We start from the raw sequence: 17671 nt of genomic DNA on the forward strand, positions 1-17671 counted from the left end.
AACAATTAGCCAATAATAGCCGCACCGGAGCGGTCATGGCGGTAAACCGCCTAGTCTGCGAGACTTGCTGAGTAGCTATGAGAAATCCGGGCTAGGCCCTCCAAACTAATCACAGCCAGTGATTTCAGTATGATCGGCGGCACAAATTGCAGACGCTAAATGATCACGTGGCAGAGATGACCATGCTCGTCTAAGCTATTGTTTTATCGATTTATGTGCAGCGTGATTGGTGGTTCAAAGTCAGTAATCATGACGCGGTCAAATTTCTGCAATGACAAAACGCGCTGCCTAATTGCTGTTAAATCTGTAAGGAGGAACGTGTGATGGAAGTTGTATATAGCTCGATTTCAAAAGATGAGAAGGTTTATACCACCGTTACCTTGCACGAGGACGTCGATATACATGGTGGTAACGTGGAAGTTGGCTGTTGGGTGCCAAATTCGGACTCTAGAGCAGCGTGTGCAAAAAATACCAAAAGTGAAGCGATTAGGCTGTTGAAGCTGGCACTGGCCGAATTAGATTCATAAATTTTGAGGTGACCAAGCTTTTAAGGACCGCTGGCCAGCTGGTCGCTTCGTGATTAAATAAAGCGGTCAACCGGACGCCAAGAGCGTACCGCTTTTGGTTCCCTCCGCTGGCGCTCCGGCGCCGATTACCTTAGCGTTGATATGGGGATCTCAAGGTGTTTGAAAAGTTATTCGACGTTTTTTCAAGGCGTGAGCAGAATCTGCCGAATGTGGCGATCAAACCGCTAACGAGGGAGTTTCGGAATCGGGTCTTGATGTTGCTGCGCGATACTCTTCAAAATCAATTTCATGCGTTCCTCCGTAGGCTGCACCAGAAGGCTGCATACCTCTATGGCAAATTTGGACTCTCCGAAGCATCCGCTCACTCATCGCCGGAAGATGACCTTCTAAATTTCTTAGGTACTTGTAGTGATGAGCAGTTTCTTGACTTGATTGAGCTAATCTTTCGGTCGGATCTACCTGGTATTACGTGGCCGGATAATCCACTGATTCAGGGTATAAATGATTTTTTCCGTATTGACGCACTTCCTTACCACCTGACCGGATACTCAATGGAAGAGACTGAAACATCCTTCCATGGCGCTCCTGCTATGTCGATTCGGATTGCGGAATTCCCTCAAATCATTCGCAGGGATAGCGAGGTAGTGCATCAAAGTGCGATGGAGCCCGCGCTTACACTGTTGAGTGCACCAGAGTTTAAACATGCAAACGACGAGTTTTTGAAGGCGCTGGAAGATCATCGAAAGAGTGATCACCGTGATTGCCTCGCTAAATGTGGAAGCGCGTTCGAAAGTGTCATGAAGGTTCTCTGTGCTAAGAACTCGATCCCATTCAAGGAAAAAGACACCGCTTCCGCGCTACTCAAGGCATTGTTGGGAAATGGGCGGCTCGATCAATTCTGGGAGCAGCCATTGATTCTGATCGCGACACTCAGAAATCGCCTAAGTTCAGCGCATGGGGCAGGAGCTGAGGCCAAGGTTATATCCGAGCATGTGGCCACATACGCAGTGAATTCCACGGCATCTGCTATCCTGCTCCTTTGCTCTGAGTTTGGGTAAAAAGCGCATAACAGATCGTTGTAGCTCGTTCCAGCCTGCGGCCTCCACCGGACGCCCCTGACGGGCCGCCGCTAAATAAAAAGCGAACTTTGGCATGAGGCCGAGAGGTCCATGATCTCAGCGCCTAAGACGGGGCAGTTCTTGAGCGGGTATCTCAGAGGGCAATCGTTAAACGTTTTTGGGTTAGGCTCAGCATGTGATCGATAAGCCAAAAACTCACCCCGGAAATTGCGAGACCTAACCTTTGACTTCTAGTGGTAAAGCACCGTTTTTTTATTTTTACTCGCATCTTTGAAACCCATTACGATTGCGGCTACTGTTTAGTGCAAAAATAGATTTCTGTTTCAGCTCGCTGCGCCCACCTGATAGCAGCATCGCTCGATCCGGCCATTGAACAGAGAATCAATTTACTTAACATTGGGGTGAGATTTTTAATGGCGTCTTTGGAAGAAGCTGACCAGCAGTGGATAGATCATCAACTTGCAAGCGGGAAGGCGATACTCTTTCTTGGATCCGGCGCCAGCATAGGTTCCTCCAGTGAGAATGGCGAGCGTCCCCTAAGTGCAGACGAGCTCCGGAATGAGATTTCGGACGCTTTTTTAGATGGAAAAATGCGCGAGAAACCGCTGGCGCAAGTGGCAGAAATTGCAAAAAGCTCCTCGACTCTCACTAAAGTTCAAGAATTTATCGCGAATAAATTCTCCGGCCTTTTACCCGCCGAGTTCCACAAGCTAATCCCCACATTTCGTTGGCATGCAATTGTTACCACGAACTATGATCTTGTCGTAGAAAGAGCCTACCAAAGCTGCGAAAAGCCTCTGCAAGAAATCGCACCGGTGGTCAAAGACGGAGATTTAAGGCGCGCGGCTAGTAAGGTAAACACTGTACCGCTTCTTAAAGTTCACGGCTGTGTAACTCAAATTGACGATCCAGCACTTCCACTCATTCTCGCCAGTGAGGAGTATGCCAAACACAGGCGCAATCGCGAACAGATTTTTAGGGCACTTCAAGACTGGGCAAAGAGCCATCCTATCGTTTTCTGTGGATATGATATTTCGGACCCAAATATATCTCAGATTCTCTGGGATATAGGGGATACATCAAACGACAGGCCTAGATATGTGACAGTCAATCCCGGCTTGATTGATTTGCAAATGAGTTACTGGCGAGACAGAAGAATTCTACCAATTGCAAAAACCTTTTCAGAGTTTTTGATTGAACAAGATCAGAAAATTCCATTACACAAACGAACACTCGGTGGTCTTAGCACTGACGACGCATTATCACTTGCTAAATGGATCCCGTCCCATGAAAAACCAACTGAAACACTGTTAACCTATTTACAAAACGACCTCGTTCATGTTTTCCCTGAAATGCGAACAGAGGGCTTGAAGCCAAAGCAGTTTTATTCTGGCCTGTCCCAGGCATGGGCAGCATTTTCAAGAGAGCTAGATGTAAGGCGTCGTGTAACAGATGATATTGTTATCGAGGCCGTGCTAGAGGAAGAAAATCAAGGTCCACGACTTTTCATATTGAAAGGTCATGCCGGCAGTGGCAAGTCCGTGACGCTCAGGCGTATTGCTTGGGATGCCGCGAATGAATACGAAAAGCTCGTTTTCTTCATAAGCGACGGTAGTATCATTGATCTAAGCTCTCTCAGCGAAATTTACCGCCTTACCAAAGAGCCGCTGCTAGTTTTCATTGACGATGCTTCAGCGAGTGTTAGTTCTATTGAGTACCTTATAAGGCAGTCATTTAAAGATAGTCTCCCGATCACTATTATTGCAGGCGCGAGGACTAACGAGTGGAATATCTGGGGTGGACCATTAGAATCAATGGTCAACAAGAGTTATGAACTCACCAATCTTTCAGAGAAGGAAATAAAAAGCCTACTTGAGAAATTAGATAAATCAGAATGCTTGGGCGAGCTTAAAGGTATGTCCGCCGATCAAAGATTTTCTTATTTTCGATTGAGCGCTGAAAGGCAGCTACTAGTTGCGTTACATGAGGCGACTAATGGCAAAACCTTCCCAGAAATCATCGCAGACGAATTGGATAGGATTACGCCTTTAGAAGCTAAGCAGCTTTACCTTGATATATGCACTTTACATAGATTCGGGGTAAATGTAAGAGCTGGATTAATTTCGCGAACATCTGAAATAAGTTTTGGCGAGTTTGAAAATCGGCTATTTGCACCTTTGCAACATATTGTTAGAACTTTGAATGACAGTAAAACAAGGGATTTAGTATATAAAACACGCCATAGAATTATTGCCAACATGGCTTTCGAAAGCGCTTTCCGAGATCCAACTTCTCGATCGAATCAGATAATACGAATAATTAGAAATATGAATACTGAGTATGAATCTGATGAGATCGCATTCAGAGAGTTGATACGGGGAAAAACTATGGCTGAAGCGTTTTCCGAAAAGCAGCTTTGCGACAATATTTTTGATGCAGCTAAGCATTCGGGCGCTAAGCTTTCTTATATCATGCATCAACGCGCGATCCTCGAGATGAATCATCCGGATGGTTCGTCAAAAAGAGCCTTCGAGATCATACGCGAGGCCGAAGGAAATGCCCTCGATGAGAGGGGGGTAGATAATTTTGCTATCCTTCACACGAAAGCAGTAATTCTTCAGCGCTTGGCAAAAGACAGTCACACCATCCCTGAAAAGGAAAAATATCGTCAGGACAGTAAGCAATACTTAAAACGTCAGTTAAACAACTCAAGAACTTCGCACGCACACAGCTCTTTGGCATCCGTCCTCCTTGATGAACTCGAAGATAAACTCAAGGAATTGGAGGCAAGCTCTCCAGACTCGGGAAATTTGACCTCTCAGGCAATAACGTCATTAATTGGCGAAATTGATCATACGTTAGACGAGGGCCTTTCTAAATTCCCCTCAGATGACAGACTGAAATCCCAAGAGGCGCGCTTGGCGGAGAGTCTCAAACATGAGAGAAGGGCTCAACAAGCTCTCGAAACCGCATTTAAGAAAAACAAGGCCAACGTTTTTGTGGCAGTCCGGCTTTCTCGCTTTTACCAAGATTCCGGGAAAACTGACCAAGCGAAGGAAGTGCTAGACGAATGCCTAAGAATAAATCCAACCGAAAAACGGGCCCACCTGCAATATGCGAAACTGCTGAGGTCCTTGGGTGAGGGTGAGTACCGTGATCAAATTGGCGCTCACCTGCGAAAGGCCTTCTCTGATGGAGATAGTAATTTTGAGGCTCAATTCTGGTTTGCGCGTCACCAATATTTATATGGTGATAAGCACCAAGCGTCTCAGGTCTATCATGGTCTAAAAAAGGCTTCGATGGCACCCGCCAGAAAAAGAGAAAGAAGGGGCTTCGTTAAAGACGACTCTGGAGGGAGAAAAAAGTTTACTGGTGTAATTGATGTTGTATTCAGTGACTACTGTTTTATAAGAGTACTCGAATACAACGATAGCATTTTCGCCCACTTCACCTGCTTTAAGGATGAAGCCTTCGATCAGATTTCCGAGGGCACCAGAGTGAATTTCTTTTTTGGCTTCACCTTCAATGGACCTTGCGCTGACGAGGTGGACTTAGTCCAGTGACAGAACAACCCCTTTTCTCTGAGGTGCTGGTGCAGCGCGTACTGCGTAAACAATAAATAGTCGGAATTTTGCATCGACAGTAGCTCTCGCAGCTGTGTCCGATAGCTCACTACGTTTGGTCGAAGTGTGTTAAGTGCATCCTAAAACCTAACGTTCGCTTTGCGACCAAGGCTACTCACGGACCTCAGCTAAACAAAAGCGAGCATTCAAGGCAAGGCTTTCCGAAAGGGCCTCCAGGCCAAGCACAGCCAATTCATCCTTATTGGATGCAGAAGTGAATTGCAGACGCTGAATGATTGCGTGGCAAAGATAGCCACGCAGGGCTAAGCTATTGTTTTATCAATTTGTGTGCAGCGCGATGGATGATTCAGCGTCAGTGATAATGGCGCAGTTAAATTTCTGCAATGATAAAGCCCGTTGCCTGATGGCTCTTATGTGAGGAGAGATTATGAATCATATGTATCTGTTTTCGGTTACTAAAGGCGTAGAAAAATATCCATTACACGATGAGGCGCAGCGGACGGGCGGCTTCGTCGTGTCTGATACACAGTTTGTAGTTAGGGAAGTGGGTTTGGATCCTGGCCAGGTTATTACTAAAGTAAATGAACAGTATGGGGTTGAGGTAATAGTTGAGCCCCTCACTCAGGAATTAGTTGCCAGTTTCTCAGGCACTGGATTGCAAGAGCACATTGAGCAGTATTGGTCCTAGTGAATTCACATGAAAAATATTACGTGTGAGGAAGAACCAGATGGGAACCCTAAATCTCGATGATCCGCTTGGCTTTTTTAGGGAATTAGTGGATCCGAATTTCAGTGACTTCTACTGGGATTTTCAGTCGGAGGAAGATTGTGATCAAGTCAAGTTGATCCGCGTTTTCCGAAAAATGGTGAATCTTTGTCTTACATTGAATCACCTTGCTGATAAGAATGCGATTGAGCTTGGGTATGGGGAGGCAAAATGGCTAATTCCCGTTATACGCAAGCACTATCCCGCAGAAGGTGCCGCAATTGATGCAGTTCGCCAGTTTTCCAACAACGTCAAACATAAATCGAAACTGGATCATAATTTTGCCACCAGAAAGCGAACTCCATCTGACTCGTTTTTGGAGGGGCAAGATTTGCCTGAATGGTCTTTTACGACTAAATCTGGAGAAAAAGTGGCGATCTGCAGCAATGTTATCGATGCTTATCTGTTTTGGGGAAAGTGGTTTGCTGGTGAACGAGTCCTTCCATCGAAGAACACATAACCAAGCCATTGAGTCTGCTCTGCACTTCCTCCACTTCAATAGACACGCATCGATAACTTTGCAAAGGGAGAAAACCGATGGCCGCCGGGCGCCCTAAGGCAAGCTATATGTATTACTGGAGGGCTGAGAGATGGTGTCTGTAATCCAGAAGCAATTCGTAGTTTCAGACTGGTTCGATAGAATCGAAATAGTTGAGGGAAGATTTATAAGTGAGGCAGTATCGAAGTTCTTAGGTTCGCCGGTGGCTACTGCAGTAGATCGCAACGAAGCAATTGCCTTCGCTTGTGAGCTTACAGATGAAGTTAAAAAGATCGTATTTTCGAAATACCCAAGGCAAAAGCAATCCGATGCTCTGGAAGCGTTGCCGGGAACTAGATATTACATTAAAGCATCAAATAAAAGTTAATAAGGGGAGGCAGTCTTGAAAAACATCGCGACGGAATCTGAATTGTTTAAGGAGATAACTGGAAAAATTATACTGGCTATGAGTGATATTTCAGATCAAACTACGAATGATAAAGTCGTTGATATTTTTAAAAGCTACTCGAACGCCGAGGATAATTTAATTAGAGTTAGGGTCTCGTCTATCGTCTTTGAAGGTGGAAAAGGCCAAAAAGTGACCTACACATGCTACGTGACACTGTATCTGCATGGTTCTGAAGTAAATAGGCGTGCCGACATTTTAAGAAATTTTTTAAAGGTCGGAGCTGCTACCGAAATTTTTCAACGCAATCACATGAAGCTTGGCGATATAACAAACTATAGGGACGCCTCTAGGAACCTTGGACGAGGGAGTGTTGAGGATCGTTCAAGCTTTTCCTTTTCGCTGGTACTAGAAAAGTCTCCATTATAACTGGCACCGTCGTGGACTGGCACTATTGCACCATTTTAATGTTCGCTTTGCGACCTATCCAAACGATGAATTGTTGGATAGAGGGGGCCGGATTAAGGACAGGCTCATTTTCGGCCCTCAATGGCAAGCCTGAAGTCTCTTACCGTGTGTCAGTGTGTGGTCAATCGGGTAACGTGGACCGCTTTTCTGGCGTCATTTCCCGTTCCCATTCAGCTTCATCGCCCGGCGCTGGCAAAAACCGGCCAAACTCGATCATCTGAGTGGCTGGAATGTCCTGCAGATAGATCCAGACGTCCTCAACCGTTATGCCCGCAATTCGGACGATCTCTTCAAGCATCTGGCTCATCAGGGCCTGCTTGACCTCGGTACTGCGGCCTTGCCGTACTAGGCCGTGGACATACACCTGGGGCACCTTGTTCACGGTTCCGCCTACAAAGTGCTCGCCATCATTGGTTCTAAAGAACGAAACCTGGGCAAAAAACCGGGGCGCGCCGGTTTGTGCGTGATGGGCCGTTGTTATGGCCTCCGCTATCTGTGATTTCTGCTGCAGCGACAGAGAAAGATTCGAGACCGTTACAGTATAAGTTGGCATGGGGACATCCTACCGAGAGTAACCTGCATGTGCCTGTTGTGGCCCGGATTGAGAATCAGATGGTCTTGTTTCACTATAGCAACGCTTACCTGCATGGCCACGCACACGGGCCGGCTGGGGTCATTGAGGGATTAGAGGTAGTTAAACATGCAAATCGGAGTGATCGCAGACACCCACAGCAAAATGCGTCCCGAAGCCCTGGCCGTATTGAAAGGCTCGGATTTGATCCTTCATGCCGGTGACGTTGGGCGGGACGAGGTTCTGGAAGCGCTGGAGGCGATCGCCCCGTTAGTTGCGATTCGTGGCAATATCGACAAAACAGGCCGCGCAGCCTCTCTTCCTGATGTTCAGGATCTGGAATTCCTCGGCCACGCTTTTTACATGCTCCACGATGTCAAAACCTTAGACATCGATCCGCAAGGCCTTTACCGCGTGGTGGTCGCCGGCCATTCCCACAAGCCGCGAAATGAGTGGATTGGCGATGTGCTTTATTTCAATCCAGGTGGCGCCGGGCCCCGGCGCTTTACTCTGCCGATCACGGTGGGGCGGTTGCAGATGAGCGAAGACGGTGTGGTTGGTGAGATTGTTGAACTGCCGGTTTGATCGCTACAGTGGTGCTCCCGTACTTGGCCAATTCGCTGTTTCATAGACAGGCCCGGACGTCGTCCCCAAGGGCAATGTCTCCCGCTTCAACCACCCGCGTTGTGATTCCTCCGTGCCCGCGCATGGCGTTGTAACCGCCGGGCCCCAGCAACGTTTCCATTTTGCTGCAGGGATGGCAAAGGCCTGTGTATTCCAGCACCACATTGCCGATTCGGAATTGCTTGCCCTTCAGGGCCAGCAGGTTCAGGCCAGACACTACAATGTTGCGCCGGAAAACCTCGGGTGCGATGGCCTCACGTTGAAGGCAGGACGCGATCGCGTGCAGGTGCTCTTGCTGGATCAGGGTTACCTGCCGTTTGCTGGTTTCGCGACCCTTGAATCGGTCTCCCTCCAAGCCCTTGCCAGGGGTTATCGCCACCCTGTCGAGCGCCTGCATTGGCTCACCGCGTGCGGGGCGGATTCCAATCCATTCCACTCGACCGCATTGGGGGAGGGTGTCTAACAGGGTTTGAAGTGGGGTTGATTCAGACATCAGCGCGCTCGTACACAGAGGGGAAACAGCTCCTTAGTTCCCTTTTTTGAACTTTGCTTTGCAATTGCCGCTCATGCACATCGTACAGTAGTGCTCACGATCCTCGTGCTTGGTGCCCTCTGCGATCGTGATGCCGCAGCCGTTGCAGAGCAGGATGGCAACGTCTCCATCAAATTTCACAATGGCGTGTTCGTATTTCATAAGACCGTCCATTACCGACTTTCACACACTCTTATCAAACTACGATGCCCGCGTCAGGTCAGACTGCTGGTCAGCGATCATCGCTGGTAAGCTTTAACCGGAACTCGCCGGAAGGAGTGCCGCAATGACATCGTCCATTGAAAGTGTCCAGAGCCCTTGGGTCAGGTTTCTCGCACATCTGTTCGTGATCTTTGTGGCCTGGACCATCTTTATTAAATACCTTTTCCCGATCGGCTTTGCGATGGCCAACAATGAGGCATAGGCAACCTATATCTACTGGGATCTGTGGCCGGTTGCACACCTCTGGCTGGCCTGGACGTTGTTGGCAAGGCCCTGGTACACGCGCCTGCTGGCCATTGGCATGTCTGTGGCTGAAATCCTGATCATCGCCACTCTGTTCATCTGGTTCCTGGCGGAGCCGGAGTGGTCTATCTGGCGTACGAACTGGTTCGTGAATAAGGTGTTTGTGCTGGCCGCGTTTGTTCTGGTGTTGGGTACGGCAGTTTTGCGGCCAGAGACACTGAGGTCCCGGATCAGGTGCGGGAAATAAATCTGTGCCGGTTTTACTGCAATCGAACCCCGCAGTTCTTGTGCTCTTTGGCGGGCAGCGATTCGCGGAATTCGCGAGGGTGTTTTCCATTGGTGAGGTGTGGTTGGCGCTGGGGCGGTCCAATGGGCTCGTGATGTGAGCGAGGTAACGGAGGTAGAAGCCGATAGGTCTGTTTGTGGCTTGAATGCCGTTAGGTGGCCAAGCCAGCGCTGGCCAGAAACCCAGCCTGAAAGAGCTGGATTTCTGGCTTTGATGTTTATAGACCTTTTTCAATCAGCATTTTTGACTAAAGGGCGATCCCCCTTCCACCCTGTGGCTGGAGGGCAAGATCCTGACTTCTCCAAGGCTTTCGCTCTGGTGTATAAGCCTTGCATTTGGTGATCAGCAACCTCAGGCTTCCCGCGGGCCATACCCTCAATTTGCTTCAGTTTCGCAAGCAATTGTTTCTTATGAACGGTACAAAGCGCTAATGCAATTCGCCTTATTTCTGCCTGCATATCGGAACCACATCCCACAAACTGAGAGCAACTATAGCCCGAGGTGTCCCCCACATAATCCATCAGACCGGCTACGTTCTCTCCCGAGTTGAAGTTTGGATAGATCAGAAAATTAGTAACCTTGAACGGGCCGCTTGCCCCTACACCACCGATATCACTTCCCAGGAAGGATAGTGTCACTGTGTTAGAGCCTGTCGAAAGGTAGATGCTTGCTTTGCCATCATCGCTGACAAGCTCGTTTTCGCTACCTCTTAAATCAGTCGACAGGCCATAATAACCCGCTTCGCGGGTAATGATTTCTACTGAAACCTCAAGTTTCTCGAAGATCCCGTCATCATTCTCATCGATTCCCCGATCACTGATCACTCCTGTGACAGTCAAAGCAGGAGATTCAATGACAGAGGGATCTACATTTACAGTTCCGATATCAGTCAGATAACCAAGGGGTTCCGCGATTCTCATCAAACCGACGAAGCTGATTGTCCACGGGTGCTCTCCAAGCTTTTTCAAACTTTCAGCACTGAATTCGACGCTGAGCGGCTCGTTGGAACTATAGACAGCTCGGGCGGCATCTATTGTTTGTCCATCCGCGTCGGTAAGTCGGGCAGTAATGGTGTGTTCAGCATTATCTCGTTCCTGGCTCTCGATAAAGGTGAGCTTCAGGGAGTCGACCAGTCCATTTCCGTTAACGTCTACTGTTTCGGAGTCAAATTCGCCAGTCAAACCAAACGTCGACGATGACACACGCAGGGGCTTAACCACGCGTCCTTTGTGCCCCGACCATTCTACGACGTAGCGGACACTGTACTTACCCTCCTGAGCCACAGCGCTAACGGCAGTATAGACACCATCATTCTGTCTGGAATCCGGGGCGGTTCCGTCATCTGCCAGTTGGAGGGTATCTAAAACTAAACCATCATCATCTAAAATTTCGGCAGATATTGTTGCGCCAAGGGCGGGTGAGCCACTGTTTGTGAGTGCCATAGCAATCGCAAAGTATCTGCCGGGTTCAGCAGTCGATTGTTCAGAACCGATAAACGTCGAAAATGATGGAGAAGGGGTTTCGGTAACTGAAAATACCGAAGCGTTAGAGTCCGATGAAACAATAAACCCATAGTCACCCACCGGAGCATCTTCCGATGTAACCGAAACAGTGTTTACCCCATTTGATGGATTTTCTGAGTTTGTCCATGTAAACGCGTAGCTGGCGGCGTTACTCTCATCGATTGCAGTACCGTCGGGAAGCAAAATAGTAAGGCCGTTTGATTCAACATTAACCGCCATCATATTTACGGAGCGATTCTCGACGTGAAAATTATCCTGGACGACTGCCCCACTCGGAATATGAAAAGACTGCACAAGGGGCAACATGGAAGCCGCTCCCGTGACTGTGGATGCCAGCATTAAGCCAATTAATAAGATTATTTTCTTCATTTTGCACCCCATCCCAGAGTTGATTTCCCAATATGAAGTGCCTGACTTTGCGACTCCGTATCAAGAATGGTTCCGTGATTCTTTCCCTGCAAGCTGGTTTCGCTAACCGCATTAGGAACTCCGTTAGCGCTACGCACGCTCACCATCGTGTCATTCGGATTGGGAGTAGACGGCTCATAAACTACTACCGGGACAAGCATCGGAATCCCATGAACGGTGGCAAGTTCCGTACCCCACTCCACCGATTCATTCTCATAAATTAACCGATATAAGAAATTTGCATGCTGGAGCGTATCCACGCCTTTAAACTCCGCTGGGATTTGGTTGCCTTCGACTTCGTTGATATCGACGTACAGATCTCCATTGCTATCAGCGTCGGCGCCGATTGTTGCTATAGGAGTCCCCCCGGATACGAGAAACTGATTCGCAAGCTCCCAAGTCTGCGTTTCCAAGTCACAAATGTCGGCAACGACCTCACTTACACCTCTCGTACCGAAATAGTCCGCGACGACAGTTCCCTCATGCGGACTGCCGTGTGATAGTAAGCTTTTAATAGTAAGTTCGTGGCTTATAGGCTGGCCGTCCATCGTTCCTACTTGAGCCGTGTACTTGCCAGCGGTCAGCATATTAAGCGCCATTCGGCCATCGAGCCCACCCATTGAATGCCCAATCGCATGGAAATCAGCAGAACCGATCAATTGTGCTTGCTTCTTTGCCTCTAGAATGAAATTTTCTGCATGTGCTCTGACCGATTGTAGTTCGCCATTTGAACAGCCCAATGTACCATTGGCTGTATTGTGGCCGACTATTTTTGAGTTTATCCCGAGCTCTCGCCTCAAATATTCAGGGTAACCAGAGTTTTCAAACGAGTCTGTAGAGCCTCCGAGACCTGTCATGAAAAGAAATGAATCCGCAGCGTCAAACTTGATGCCTATCCAATCTATAGATGTCGCCCAAACCCGACAACCGACTCTTCCCGAAGATAATACTGCGTTTTTATTCTTCACATCGATTGCGACTTGAACCCTATTTATTGCTGTGTCCCCTGGGTGGGTCGGAAACCTTAATTTCTCAATGGGGACAACAAACTCGGAATTGAACTTCCATAAGCCGTCATCACCGTCAAGTACACCCAGTAACTCACCATTTAAATACACTTCATTGTGTTCTGGGTATAATGTATCTGCTACACCATCCCAGTCGCAGTCCCCTGTGGGCACGGTATTCGCGTCTACATCATATGCAGGGATGAAGATTCTGACATTTTCAGATAGCGCGCCATTAGCAACAGCCTCTGCTAAATCTCCCACGTAACGATTGTTGGGTATTGCAACGTCTATTTGATAAGCGTAGCTGTCATAATACATATACTCATCAAGGGTATATGGTCGGTAGTCGGTAACGTTAAAGTCGCCACCCGGTATATCGATTGCATCATAACTCAGAGGCGAATCGCCTCGGTGTTTTGGATAACTTGTTCCGACTTCTGCATTTGCAGCGAAGGAGCCGATTGATATCGCAATCGATAGCAATCCAATTCTTCCAAAAAACTGCATAATCCTCTTCCTTGTTTGATATTTCTGGGAAACTTTCTCTGAAATACTGAATAAATTTTTACCAAACTCTTGTTAGTAATCTCCTAAGAAAATTAAATAAGAGGATGTTCCGAGCTTGGGAGGGTGAAAGAGGAAAGAGTCTTTTTGAACTGGAATTAATTTTTCCGTTCACACCTTCCATAGCGTGGGGGAAATCCTTGAGTGAAGAGGCACCGATTAATCTACACTACGGAGTAGCGATTAAATCGTGGCCTATCACACTTTAAGTATGCATGGAAAAGGCATCTCGCCCTATGACAAAAAACGAAAAGAGTGTGAAGTTATGTAATTTTGAGTACAAGTTCAAAATTTTTTTATTCGTACAAAGTAACTAGATTTTAAGGAATTCTACAAGATTTGCCTAAACTCTGAGTTGAGAAGCTGGGGCAGGTCTATTTATCTTGTTTGATTGTGCCGGCTGCCAAGGGGGTATTCGATGGCGAAATTGCAGAGGTAGTTCTTTTGGCCCGCTTCAAACCCGTATTTTCGAAGTAGCCTTAGTATCCCAGTCACGATGCTTTTGTGGTCTATCGTCGAGGAGTTACAAAAACCCTAAGGCGTCGAACCGAAGTCTGATTTATGTTTCAGGTCTGATTGTCAGAGGGAAGCAAAAACAAGGAAGTTCGAAAAATAGATTTGAGCCAGACCCACCAGCCCCTTATTGCTGCACTCAGAAAAACCGGGACAGATCTATTTTTAGGTCTCCATGGTGAGTCTGCACACACAATCTCCGAAAAGCTCCAGCGTGATCTCTTTGGATTCGTTCGGTTTCCTTTTTTGAAACCTTACGCTAGAGTTTCCAAAAAGGAAATAAGGACGTTCTGTGCACATAATTTCGTGAAAAACCGGGACAGATCTATTTTTAGCCCCGGTTTTCCCTAACATTGTCGGCTTTTGAAACCAGGTTGCTAAACCAGCGGTATTGAGTTGAATAGACCTGGCTTTCGGATCGGGTCTTTTCCTGAGCGCTACACTTCCAGACAACAGTTATCTTCTCAACTGTCAGAGTGGGAGAGTCACAATGCAGGACTACGAACTCTATTACTGGGGCCTGCCCTTTTGCGGTAATTTTATTCAACTTTTTCTGGAGGAGGTTCGGGCGGATTACCGCAAGCTGGATGCCAGCGAGGTCTACCCTGATAAAAACCTGAACATCCAGTACCCCGGGATGGCACCACCCTATCTTTACGACTGCAGGGCCCAGGTCTGGTTCGCCCAGATGCCGGCGATTCTCATGGAACTCACCAACTACAATGGCACAGTGATGTGGGATCAGGATTCATGGGCCGAATTCCGGACCCATGGCTTGGCCGACTGGATGGCCATTTTCGAAAAGACCGGCCAGGCGCACCTCCTCAAGCCAAACGCGGGCTATTCCCCGATGCCGGGCGCATGGGAGGCCATTACGACAAGGTCTGCGCCTGTGTCTTTGATGTCTTTTCCAAATTAAAACACTTTTTTGCGGCGAAGAAAGGTGCAATGGTTGTGTGACTGTAGCCTGACGTCTGAAACCAACAGAAATGGACCTGGAGTCCTCTATGAAAACCGCCCAACGCCGCGGCAGTTCTCTTTCCAGCCCTGATTTTGCGCGCCTGCAGGGTGTCTGGCGTTCCCAGGGTTACGGCAATGTGTTGCTGATCGAGGAAGATTGGTACACCCTTTTTGAAGAAACCAGCATCAGCTGCCTGAAGATTCATGCGGGCAGTATTGAAGAACTTGGCCACTATTACGAAGATTTGGCGGTATCCCCTGGTGGGCAGGCGTTCAGTGCCCATCGGGTAACTGGAGTAGCACGCATCAGATTCCGTCGCCTGAAAGGATTGCCCGTCAGTGTCACTGAAAGTCACAGGCACAGGGCAGAGGATCCGCAATACAACTTTGACGTTTTCTGGCGAACCTTTCACGAGCAATACGCCCTGTTTGAACTCAAGGGTGTGGCCTGGGACCGGGCGCATCATGACTATCTTCCCCAGATTAACGCGAACACATCCCAGGAAACGCTCTTTGCCATCATGGTTGCGATGCTACGGCCCCTGAAGGATGGTCATATTCGTCTGCATTCACCCTGGGGTCATTACAGAGCAGGTGCCCAGCCGGCGCTCTTCAGGCGGCTGACACAGGAACTTGAAGACGCCAATGATGACCGGGAGCTCACCAGCTACCTGGGCGATCTCAAAGAGTCGGCGCGTGACGTGATCCATGAGGATTATCTCGCAAGCGCCGTTAGCCATGGCGGCAACCGGCTGGTGGAGTGGGGGCGCCTTAATGACCTCATCGGTTACCTGAACATCCGGGCCATGGCCGGGCAAAGCGGCAAGTCAGGAAAACCGGCTGCGGACCTCAGTGCGGTCGATAGTGTGATGAAGATGGTGCTGGCAGATGTTGGCGAGCTCCCCAATCTGGTGGTCGATCTTCGAAATAATGGTGGCGGGTACGATGGTGTCGCACTGTGCTTTGCAGCGTACCTGATGGATCGCAAACGGCTGGCTTTCACCAAGTCAGCCCGTCATGGCAATGGATTCACTGGAAAGCAGTCTGTCTATGTCACGCCTGTCAATGAGACTTACCAGGGCAACCTGTTTGTGCTGACCAGCGAGCTAACGGCCAGTGCCGCAGAAATCTTCGTGCTCTCATTGCTGCAGCATCCCCGTCTCACTCTTATTGGCGAGCCTACCCAGGGCATCCTTTCCGACACGCTCGAGCGCCATCTGCCAAATGGCTGGCACCTGACCTTGTCCAATGAAATCTACCGGGCCTACGATGGTGAGATATACGAAGATGTCGGCATCCCGCCACACATCCGTCTCAAGTACCTTGGCCGAAAAGGGCGCGAGGAAGGCAAAGACCCGATGCTGGAGCGTGTAATTAAGCTGGTCGGCGGTTAACATCGACCTTCAATGCACAGAAAGGATTCTGTGATTTAAAAGCAAGGAGACGCTGATGCCCAGACAGGCCAGGGTGATTGTGCCCGGTTTTCCCCACCATATTGTTCAACGCGGTCATAACCGCCAACCAGTGTTCGTCGAACGCCGTGATTTTGAGTACTACCTGGCAAACCTTCAGGAATGGAAGCAGGTCTATGAGCTGGAGGTGTTCAGCTACTGCCTGATGACTAACCATGTTCATCTGGTCGTTCAAGCGAACGACAATCTGACTTCAATTCCCCAATTAATGAAGCGCCTCGCTGGTCGACAGACCCGATTTGTGAATGCCCTCGAAAAACGCAGTGGTTCCCTCTGGGAAGGACGCTACAAGATCAGCCCGATTGATACTGACGCCTACCTGCTGGTTTGTTGCCGCTATGTGGAACTCAATCCTGTTAAGGCGGGGATGGTGGATAAACCTGAGTTGTATGAATGGTCGAGCTATTCTGCGCGGGTAGGGTTGTCACACTGTTGTTGGCTGGATGAGCCCGACACCTTTCGGGCACTGGCAGGTAGTCACCAGCTGAGGGTTGAGGCCTATCGACAATTCGTTGAACAGGAAGATGGTTCTTCGTCAGACGAATTGATTGGCAACGCGATCAATAGCAACAAGCTGACCGGTGGCAACAAGTTCGTGGATGAAATTGAAAACCGTATCGGTATCAGAGTTGAAACTCGTAAGCTCGGAAGGCCTGCATCTAAAAAGTAGATCTGTCCCGGTTTTAGGCTGGCACGGTTGTACCTATTTAGGTACACTGGGTTTGCGCCAAGGAAGGGGTCGTATGACAAGGAAAATGGTTAATGTCGTATTTTACAGAACAGCCAATGGTCGAGAGCCGGTCAAAGAATGGTTGCTGAAGCTGGATAAGGAAGATCGTTCAGTGATCGGGACTGACCTGAAAACGGTGGAATATGGATGGCCACTGGGTATGCCTTTGGTAAGGGGCTTCTCTGGGAAGGCTAACTCAGACTTGTGGGAGGTCCGCAGTGATCTCTCGAACGGCCGGATTGCACGAGTGATATTCACGATGTTTCGCAGCGATATGGTGTTGCTGAACGGCTTCATTAAAAAGACTCAGAGAACACCGGATCAAGAGTTGGCGAAGGCGAGAGATCGAAAGAAGAATCTTGTCTGAATGGGAGCAATAAAATGACACAGCATAAGCACGTTGGCAGCTCTCTCGATGATCTGCTCGAATCTGATGGTACGCTTGAGCAGTTAGAAGCTGAGGCGCTGAAGCGGGTAATTGTCTGGCAGATTCAACAGGCTATGGGGCACACCGGCATAAACAAGTCTCAGCTTGCCCAGAAAATGCATACCAGCCGGACGGTGGTTAACCGCCTTCTAGATGAGAAGGATACCGGTGTAACCATCACAACGCTTGTCAAAGCGGGGCGAGCTTTGGGTATGACCTGGACTTTGCAGGCTGGTGAGGATAACGGATCTGATCGCGCGGCTTGAGCGGGGCTGGGA

Annotated in this window: 19 protein-coding genes; 14 read left to right on the forward strand and 5 right to left on the reverse strand. The window is 48.7% G+C overall.

Annotation, left to right across the window (positions count from 1 at the left end; all coding sequences use genetic code 11):
- Positions 1–320 precede the first annotated feature (320 nt).
- From DET50_RS08065 to DET50_RS08095, 7 genes are all read left to right on the forward strand, one after another.
- On the forward strand, positions 321–527 hold the full coding sequence (locus DET50_RS08065) for a hypothetical protein (RefSeq protein WP_147252200.1): 207 nt from the start codon (positions 321–323) through the stop codon (positions 525–527).
- Between the two features lie 155 nt (positions 528–682).
- Positions 683–1585: an abortive infection family protein gene (locus tag DET50_RS08070; protein WP_113862360.1), complete on the forward strand. Its 903-nt coding sequence runs from the start codon at positions 683–685 to the stop codon at positions 1583–1585.
- Positions 1586–2019: 434 nt separating this feature from the next.
- Positions 2020–5169, forward strand: coding sequence for a P-loop NTPase (locus DET50_RS08075; protein WP_113862361.1), 3150 nt, complete (start codon positions 2020–2022; stop codon positions 5167–5169).
- Between the two features lie 448 nt (positions 5170–5617).
- Positions 5618–5878: a hypothetical protein gene (locus DET50_RS08080; RefSeq protein ID WP_113862362.1), complete on the forward strand. Its 261-nt coding sequence runs from the start codon at positions 5618–5620 to the stop codon at positions 5876–5878.
- Between the two features lie 40 nt (positions 5879–5918).
- Positions 5919–6416: a hypothetical protein gene (locus DET50_RS08085; RefSeq protein ID WP_113862363.1), complete on the forward strand. Its 498-nt coding sequence runs from the start codon at positions 5919–5921 to the stop codon at positions 6414–6416.
- Between the two features lie 130 nt (positions 6417–6546).
- Positions 6547–6822: a hypothetical protein gene (locus DET50_RS08090; protein WP_113862364.1), complete on the forward strand. Its 276-nt coding sequence runs from the start codon at positions 6547–6549 to the stop codon at positions 6820–6822.
- Between the two features lie 15 nt (positions 6823–6837).
- Positions 6838–7269: a hypothetical protein gene (locus DET50_RS08095; protein WP_113862365.1), complete on the forward strand. Its 432-nt coding sequence runs from the start codon at positions 6838–6840 to the stop codon at positions 7267–7269.
- 160 nt (positions 7270–7429) lie between these two features.
- On the opposite strand, the gene DET50_RS08100 is transcribed toward DET50_RS08095, so the two are convergent.
- Positions 7430–7861, reverse strand: coding sequence for a tautomerase family protein (locus DET50_RS08100; RefSeq protein WP_113862366.1), 432 nt, complete (start codon positions 7859–7861; stop codon positions 7430–7432).
- A gap of 147 nt (positions 7862–8008) precedes the next feature.
- On the opposite strand from DET50_RS08100, the gene DET50_RS08105 reads away from it, so the two are divergent.
- The gene (locus tag DET50_RS08105) at positions 8009–8464 is read left to right on the forward strand and encodes a metallophosphoesterase family protein (RefSeq protein ID WP_113862367.1); all 456 of its coding nucleotides are present in this window, start codon (positions 8009–8011) and stop codon (positions 8462–8464) included.
- Between the two features lie 40 nt (positions 8465–8504).
- Here DET50_RS08105 and DET50_RS08110 read toward each other — a convergent pair whose 3' ends face one another.
- Positions 8505–8900 carry an MOSC domain-containing protein gene (locus DET50_RS08110; RefSeq protein WP_404932727.1) on the reverse strand — a complete coding sequence of 132 codons (396 nt, stop codon included), beginning with the start codon at positions 8898–8900 and terminating at the stop codon, positions 8505–8507.
- Between the two features lie 129 nt (positions 8901–9029).
- Positions 9030–9197, reverse strand: coding sequence for a hypothetical protein (locus DET50_RS19405; protein ID WP_181799948.1), 168 nt, complete (start codon positions 9195–9197; stop codon positions 9030–9032).
- 124 nt (positions 9198–9321) lie between these two features.
- On the opposite strand from DET50_RS19405, the gene DET50_RS19490 reads away from it, so the two are divergent.
- The gene (locus tag DET50_RS19490) at positions 9322–9459 is read left to right on the forward strand and encodes a hypothetical protein (protein ID WP_220150131.1); all 138 of its coding nucleotides are present in this window, start codon (positions 9322–9324) and stop codon (positions 9457–9459) included.
- 557 nt (positions 9460–10016) lie between these two features.
- Here the strand turns inward: DET50_RS19490 and DET50_RS08120 are convergent.
- A complete protein-coding gene (locus DET50_RS08120) occupies positions 10017–11678 on the reverse strand; it encodes a choice-of-anchor X domain-containing protein (protein ID WP_113862369.1) in 1662 nt (553 codons plus the stop codon).
- On the reverse strand, positions 11675–13234 hold the full coding sequence (locus DET50_RS08125; RefSeq protein ID WP_113862370.1) for a lipase family protein: 1560 nt from the start codon (positions 13232–13234) through the stop codon (positions 11675–11677). Before DET50_RS08125 ends, DET50_RS08120 begins: the two co-directional genes overlap by 4 nt.
- Positions 13235–14294: 1060 nt before the next feature.
- On the opposite strand from DET50_RS08125, the gene DET50_RS08130 reads away from it, so the two are divergent.
- The 5 genes from DET50_RS08130 to DET50_RS08150 all read left to right on the forward strand — a co-directional run bounded on the left by DET50_RS08130 (position 14295) and on the right by DET50_RS08150 (position 17659).
- Complete coding sequence (locus tag DET50_RS08130) at positions 14295–14723, forward strand: hypothetical protein (RefSeq protein WP_113862371.1); 429 nt, start codon at positions 14295–14297, stop codon at positions 14721–14723.
- 88 nt (positions 14724–14811) lie between these two features.
- Positions 14812–16158 carry a S41 family peptidase gene (locus tag DET50_RS08135; RefSeq protein ID WP_181799949.1) on the forward strand — a complete coding sequence of 449 codons (1347 nt, stop codon included), beginning with the start codon at positions 14812–14814 and terminating at the stop codon, positions 16156–16158.
- Positions 16159–16213: 55 nt separating this feature from the next.
- Positions 16214–16906 carry a transposase gene (locus DET50_RS08140; RefSeq protein ID WP_113862373.1) on the forward strand — a complete coding sequence of 231 codons (693 nt, stop codon included), beginning with the start codon at positions 16214–16216 and terminating at the stop codon, positions 16904–16906.
- A gap of 73 nt (positions 16907–16979) precedes the next feature.
- Entirely contained in the window at positions 16980–17333 is a 354-nt protein-coding gene (locus DET50_RS08145) for a type II toxin-antitoxin system RelE/ParE family toxin (RefSeq protein WP_113862374.1), read from the forward strand.
- Between the two features lie 14 nt (positions 17334–17347).
- Positions 17348–17659, forward strand: a complete 312-nt coding sequence (locus tag DET50_RS08150) for a helix-turn-helix domain-containing protein (protein WP_113862375.1) — start codon at positions 17348–17350, stop codon at positions 17657–17659.
- Positions 17660–17671: the final 12 nt, after the last annotated feature.

Source organism: Marinobacter pelagius (assembly GCF_003315345.1).
GTDB classification, from domain to species: domain Bacteria; phylum Pseudomonadota; class Gammaproteobacteria; order Pseudomonadales; family Oleiphilaceae; genus Marinobacter; species Marinobacter pelagius_A.

Bases quoted from the DNA above. Each gene is read 5' to 3' on its own strand.
- DET50_RS19490 (WP_220150131.1), top strand. From the start codon at position 9,322: ATGACATCGTCCATTGAAAGTGTCCAGAGCCCTTGGGTCAGGTTTCTC.
- DET50_RS08140 (WP_113862373.1), top strand. From the start codon at position 16,214: ATGCCCAGACAGGCCAGGGTGATTGTGCCCGGTTTTCCCCACCATATT.
- DET50_RS08090 (WP_113862364.1), top strand. From the start codon at position 6,547: ATGGTGTCTGTAATCCAGAAGCAATTCGTAGTTTCAGACTGGTTCGAT.
- DET50_RS08150 (WP_113862375.1), top strand. From the start codon at position 17,348: ATGACACAGCATAAGCACGTTGGCAGCTCTCTCGATGATCTGCTCGAA.
- DET50_RS08105 (WP_113862367.1), top strand. From the start codon at position 8,009: ATGCAAATCGGAGTGATCGCAGACACCCACAGCAAAATGCGTCCCGAA.
- DET50_RS08125 (WP_113862370.1), bottom strand. From the start codon at position 13,234: ATGCAGTTTTTTGGAAGAATTGGATTGCTATCGATTGCGATATCAATC.
- DET50_RS08100 (WP_113862366.1), bottom strand. From the start codon at position 7,861: ATGCCAACTTATACTGTAACGGTCTCGAATCTTTCTCTGTCGCTGCAG.
- DET50_RS08130 (WP_113862371.1), top strand. From the start codon at position 14,295: ATGCAGGACTACGAACTCTATTACTGGGGCCTGCCCTTTTGCGGTAAT.
- DET50_RS08080 (WP_113862362.1), top strand. From the start codon at position 5,618: ATGAATCATATGTATCTGTTTTCGGTTACTAAAGGCGTAGAAAAATAT.
- DET50_RS08135 (WP_181799949.1), top strand. From the start codon at position 14,812: ATGAAAACCGCCCAACGCCGCGGCAGTTCTCTTTCCAGCCCTGATTTT.
- DET50_RS08085 (WP_113862363.1), top strand. From the start codon at position 5,919: ATGGGAACCCTAAATCTCGATGATCCGCTTGGCTTTTTTAGGGAATTA.
- DET50_RS08075 (WP_113862361.1), top strand. From the start codon at position 2,020: ATGGCGTCTTTGGAAGAAGCTGACCAGCAGTGGATAGATCATCAACTT.
- DET50_RS08110 (WP_404932727.1), bottom strand. From the start codon at position 8,900: ATGCAGGCGCTCGACAGGGTGGCGATAACCCCTGGCAAGGGCTTGGAG.
- DET50_RS19405 (WP_181799948.1), bottom strand. From the start codon at position 9,197: ATGAAATACGAACACGCCATTGTGAAATTTGATGGAGACGTTGCCATC.
- DET50_RS08145 (WP_113862374.1), top strand. From the start codon at position 16,980: ATGACAAGGAAAATGGTTAATGTCGTATTTTACAGAACAGCCAATGGT.
- DET50_RS08120 (WP_113862369.1), bottom strand. From the start codon at position 11,678: ATGAAGAAAATAATCTTATTAATTGGCTTAATGCTGGCATCCACAGTC.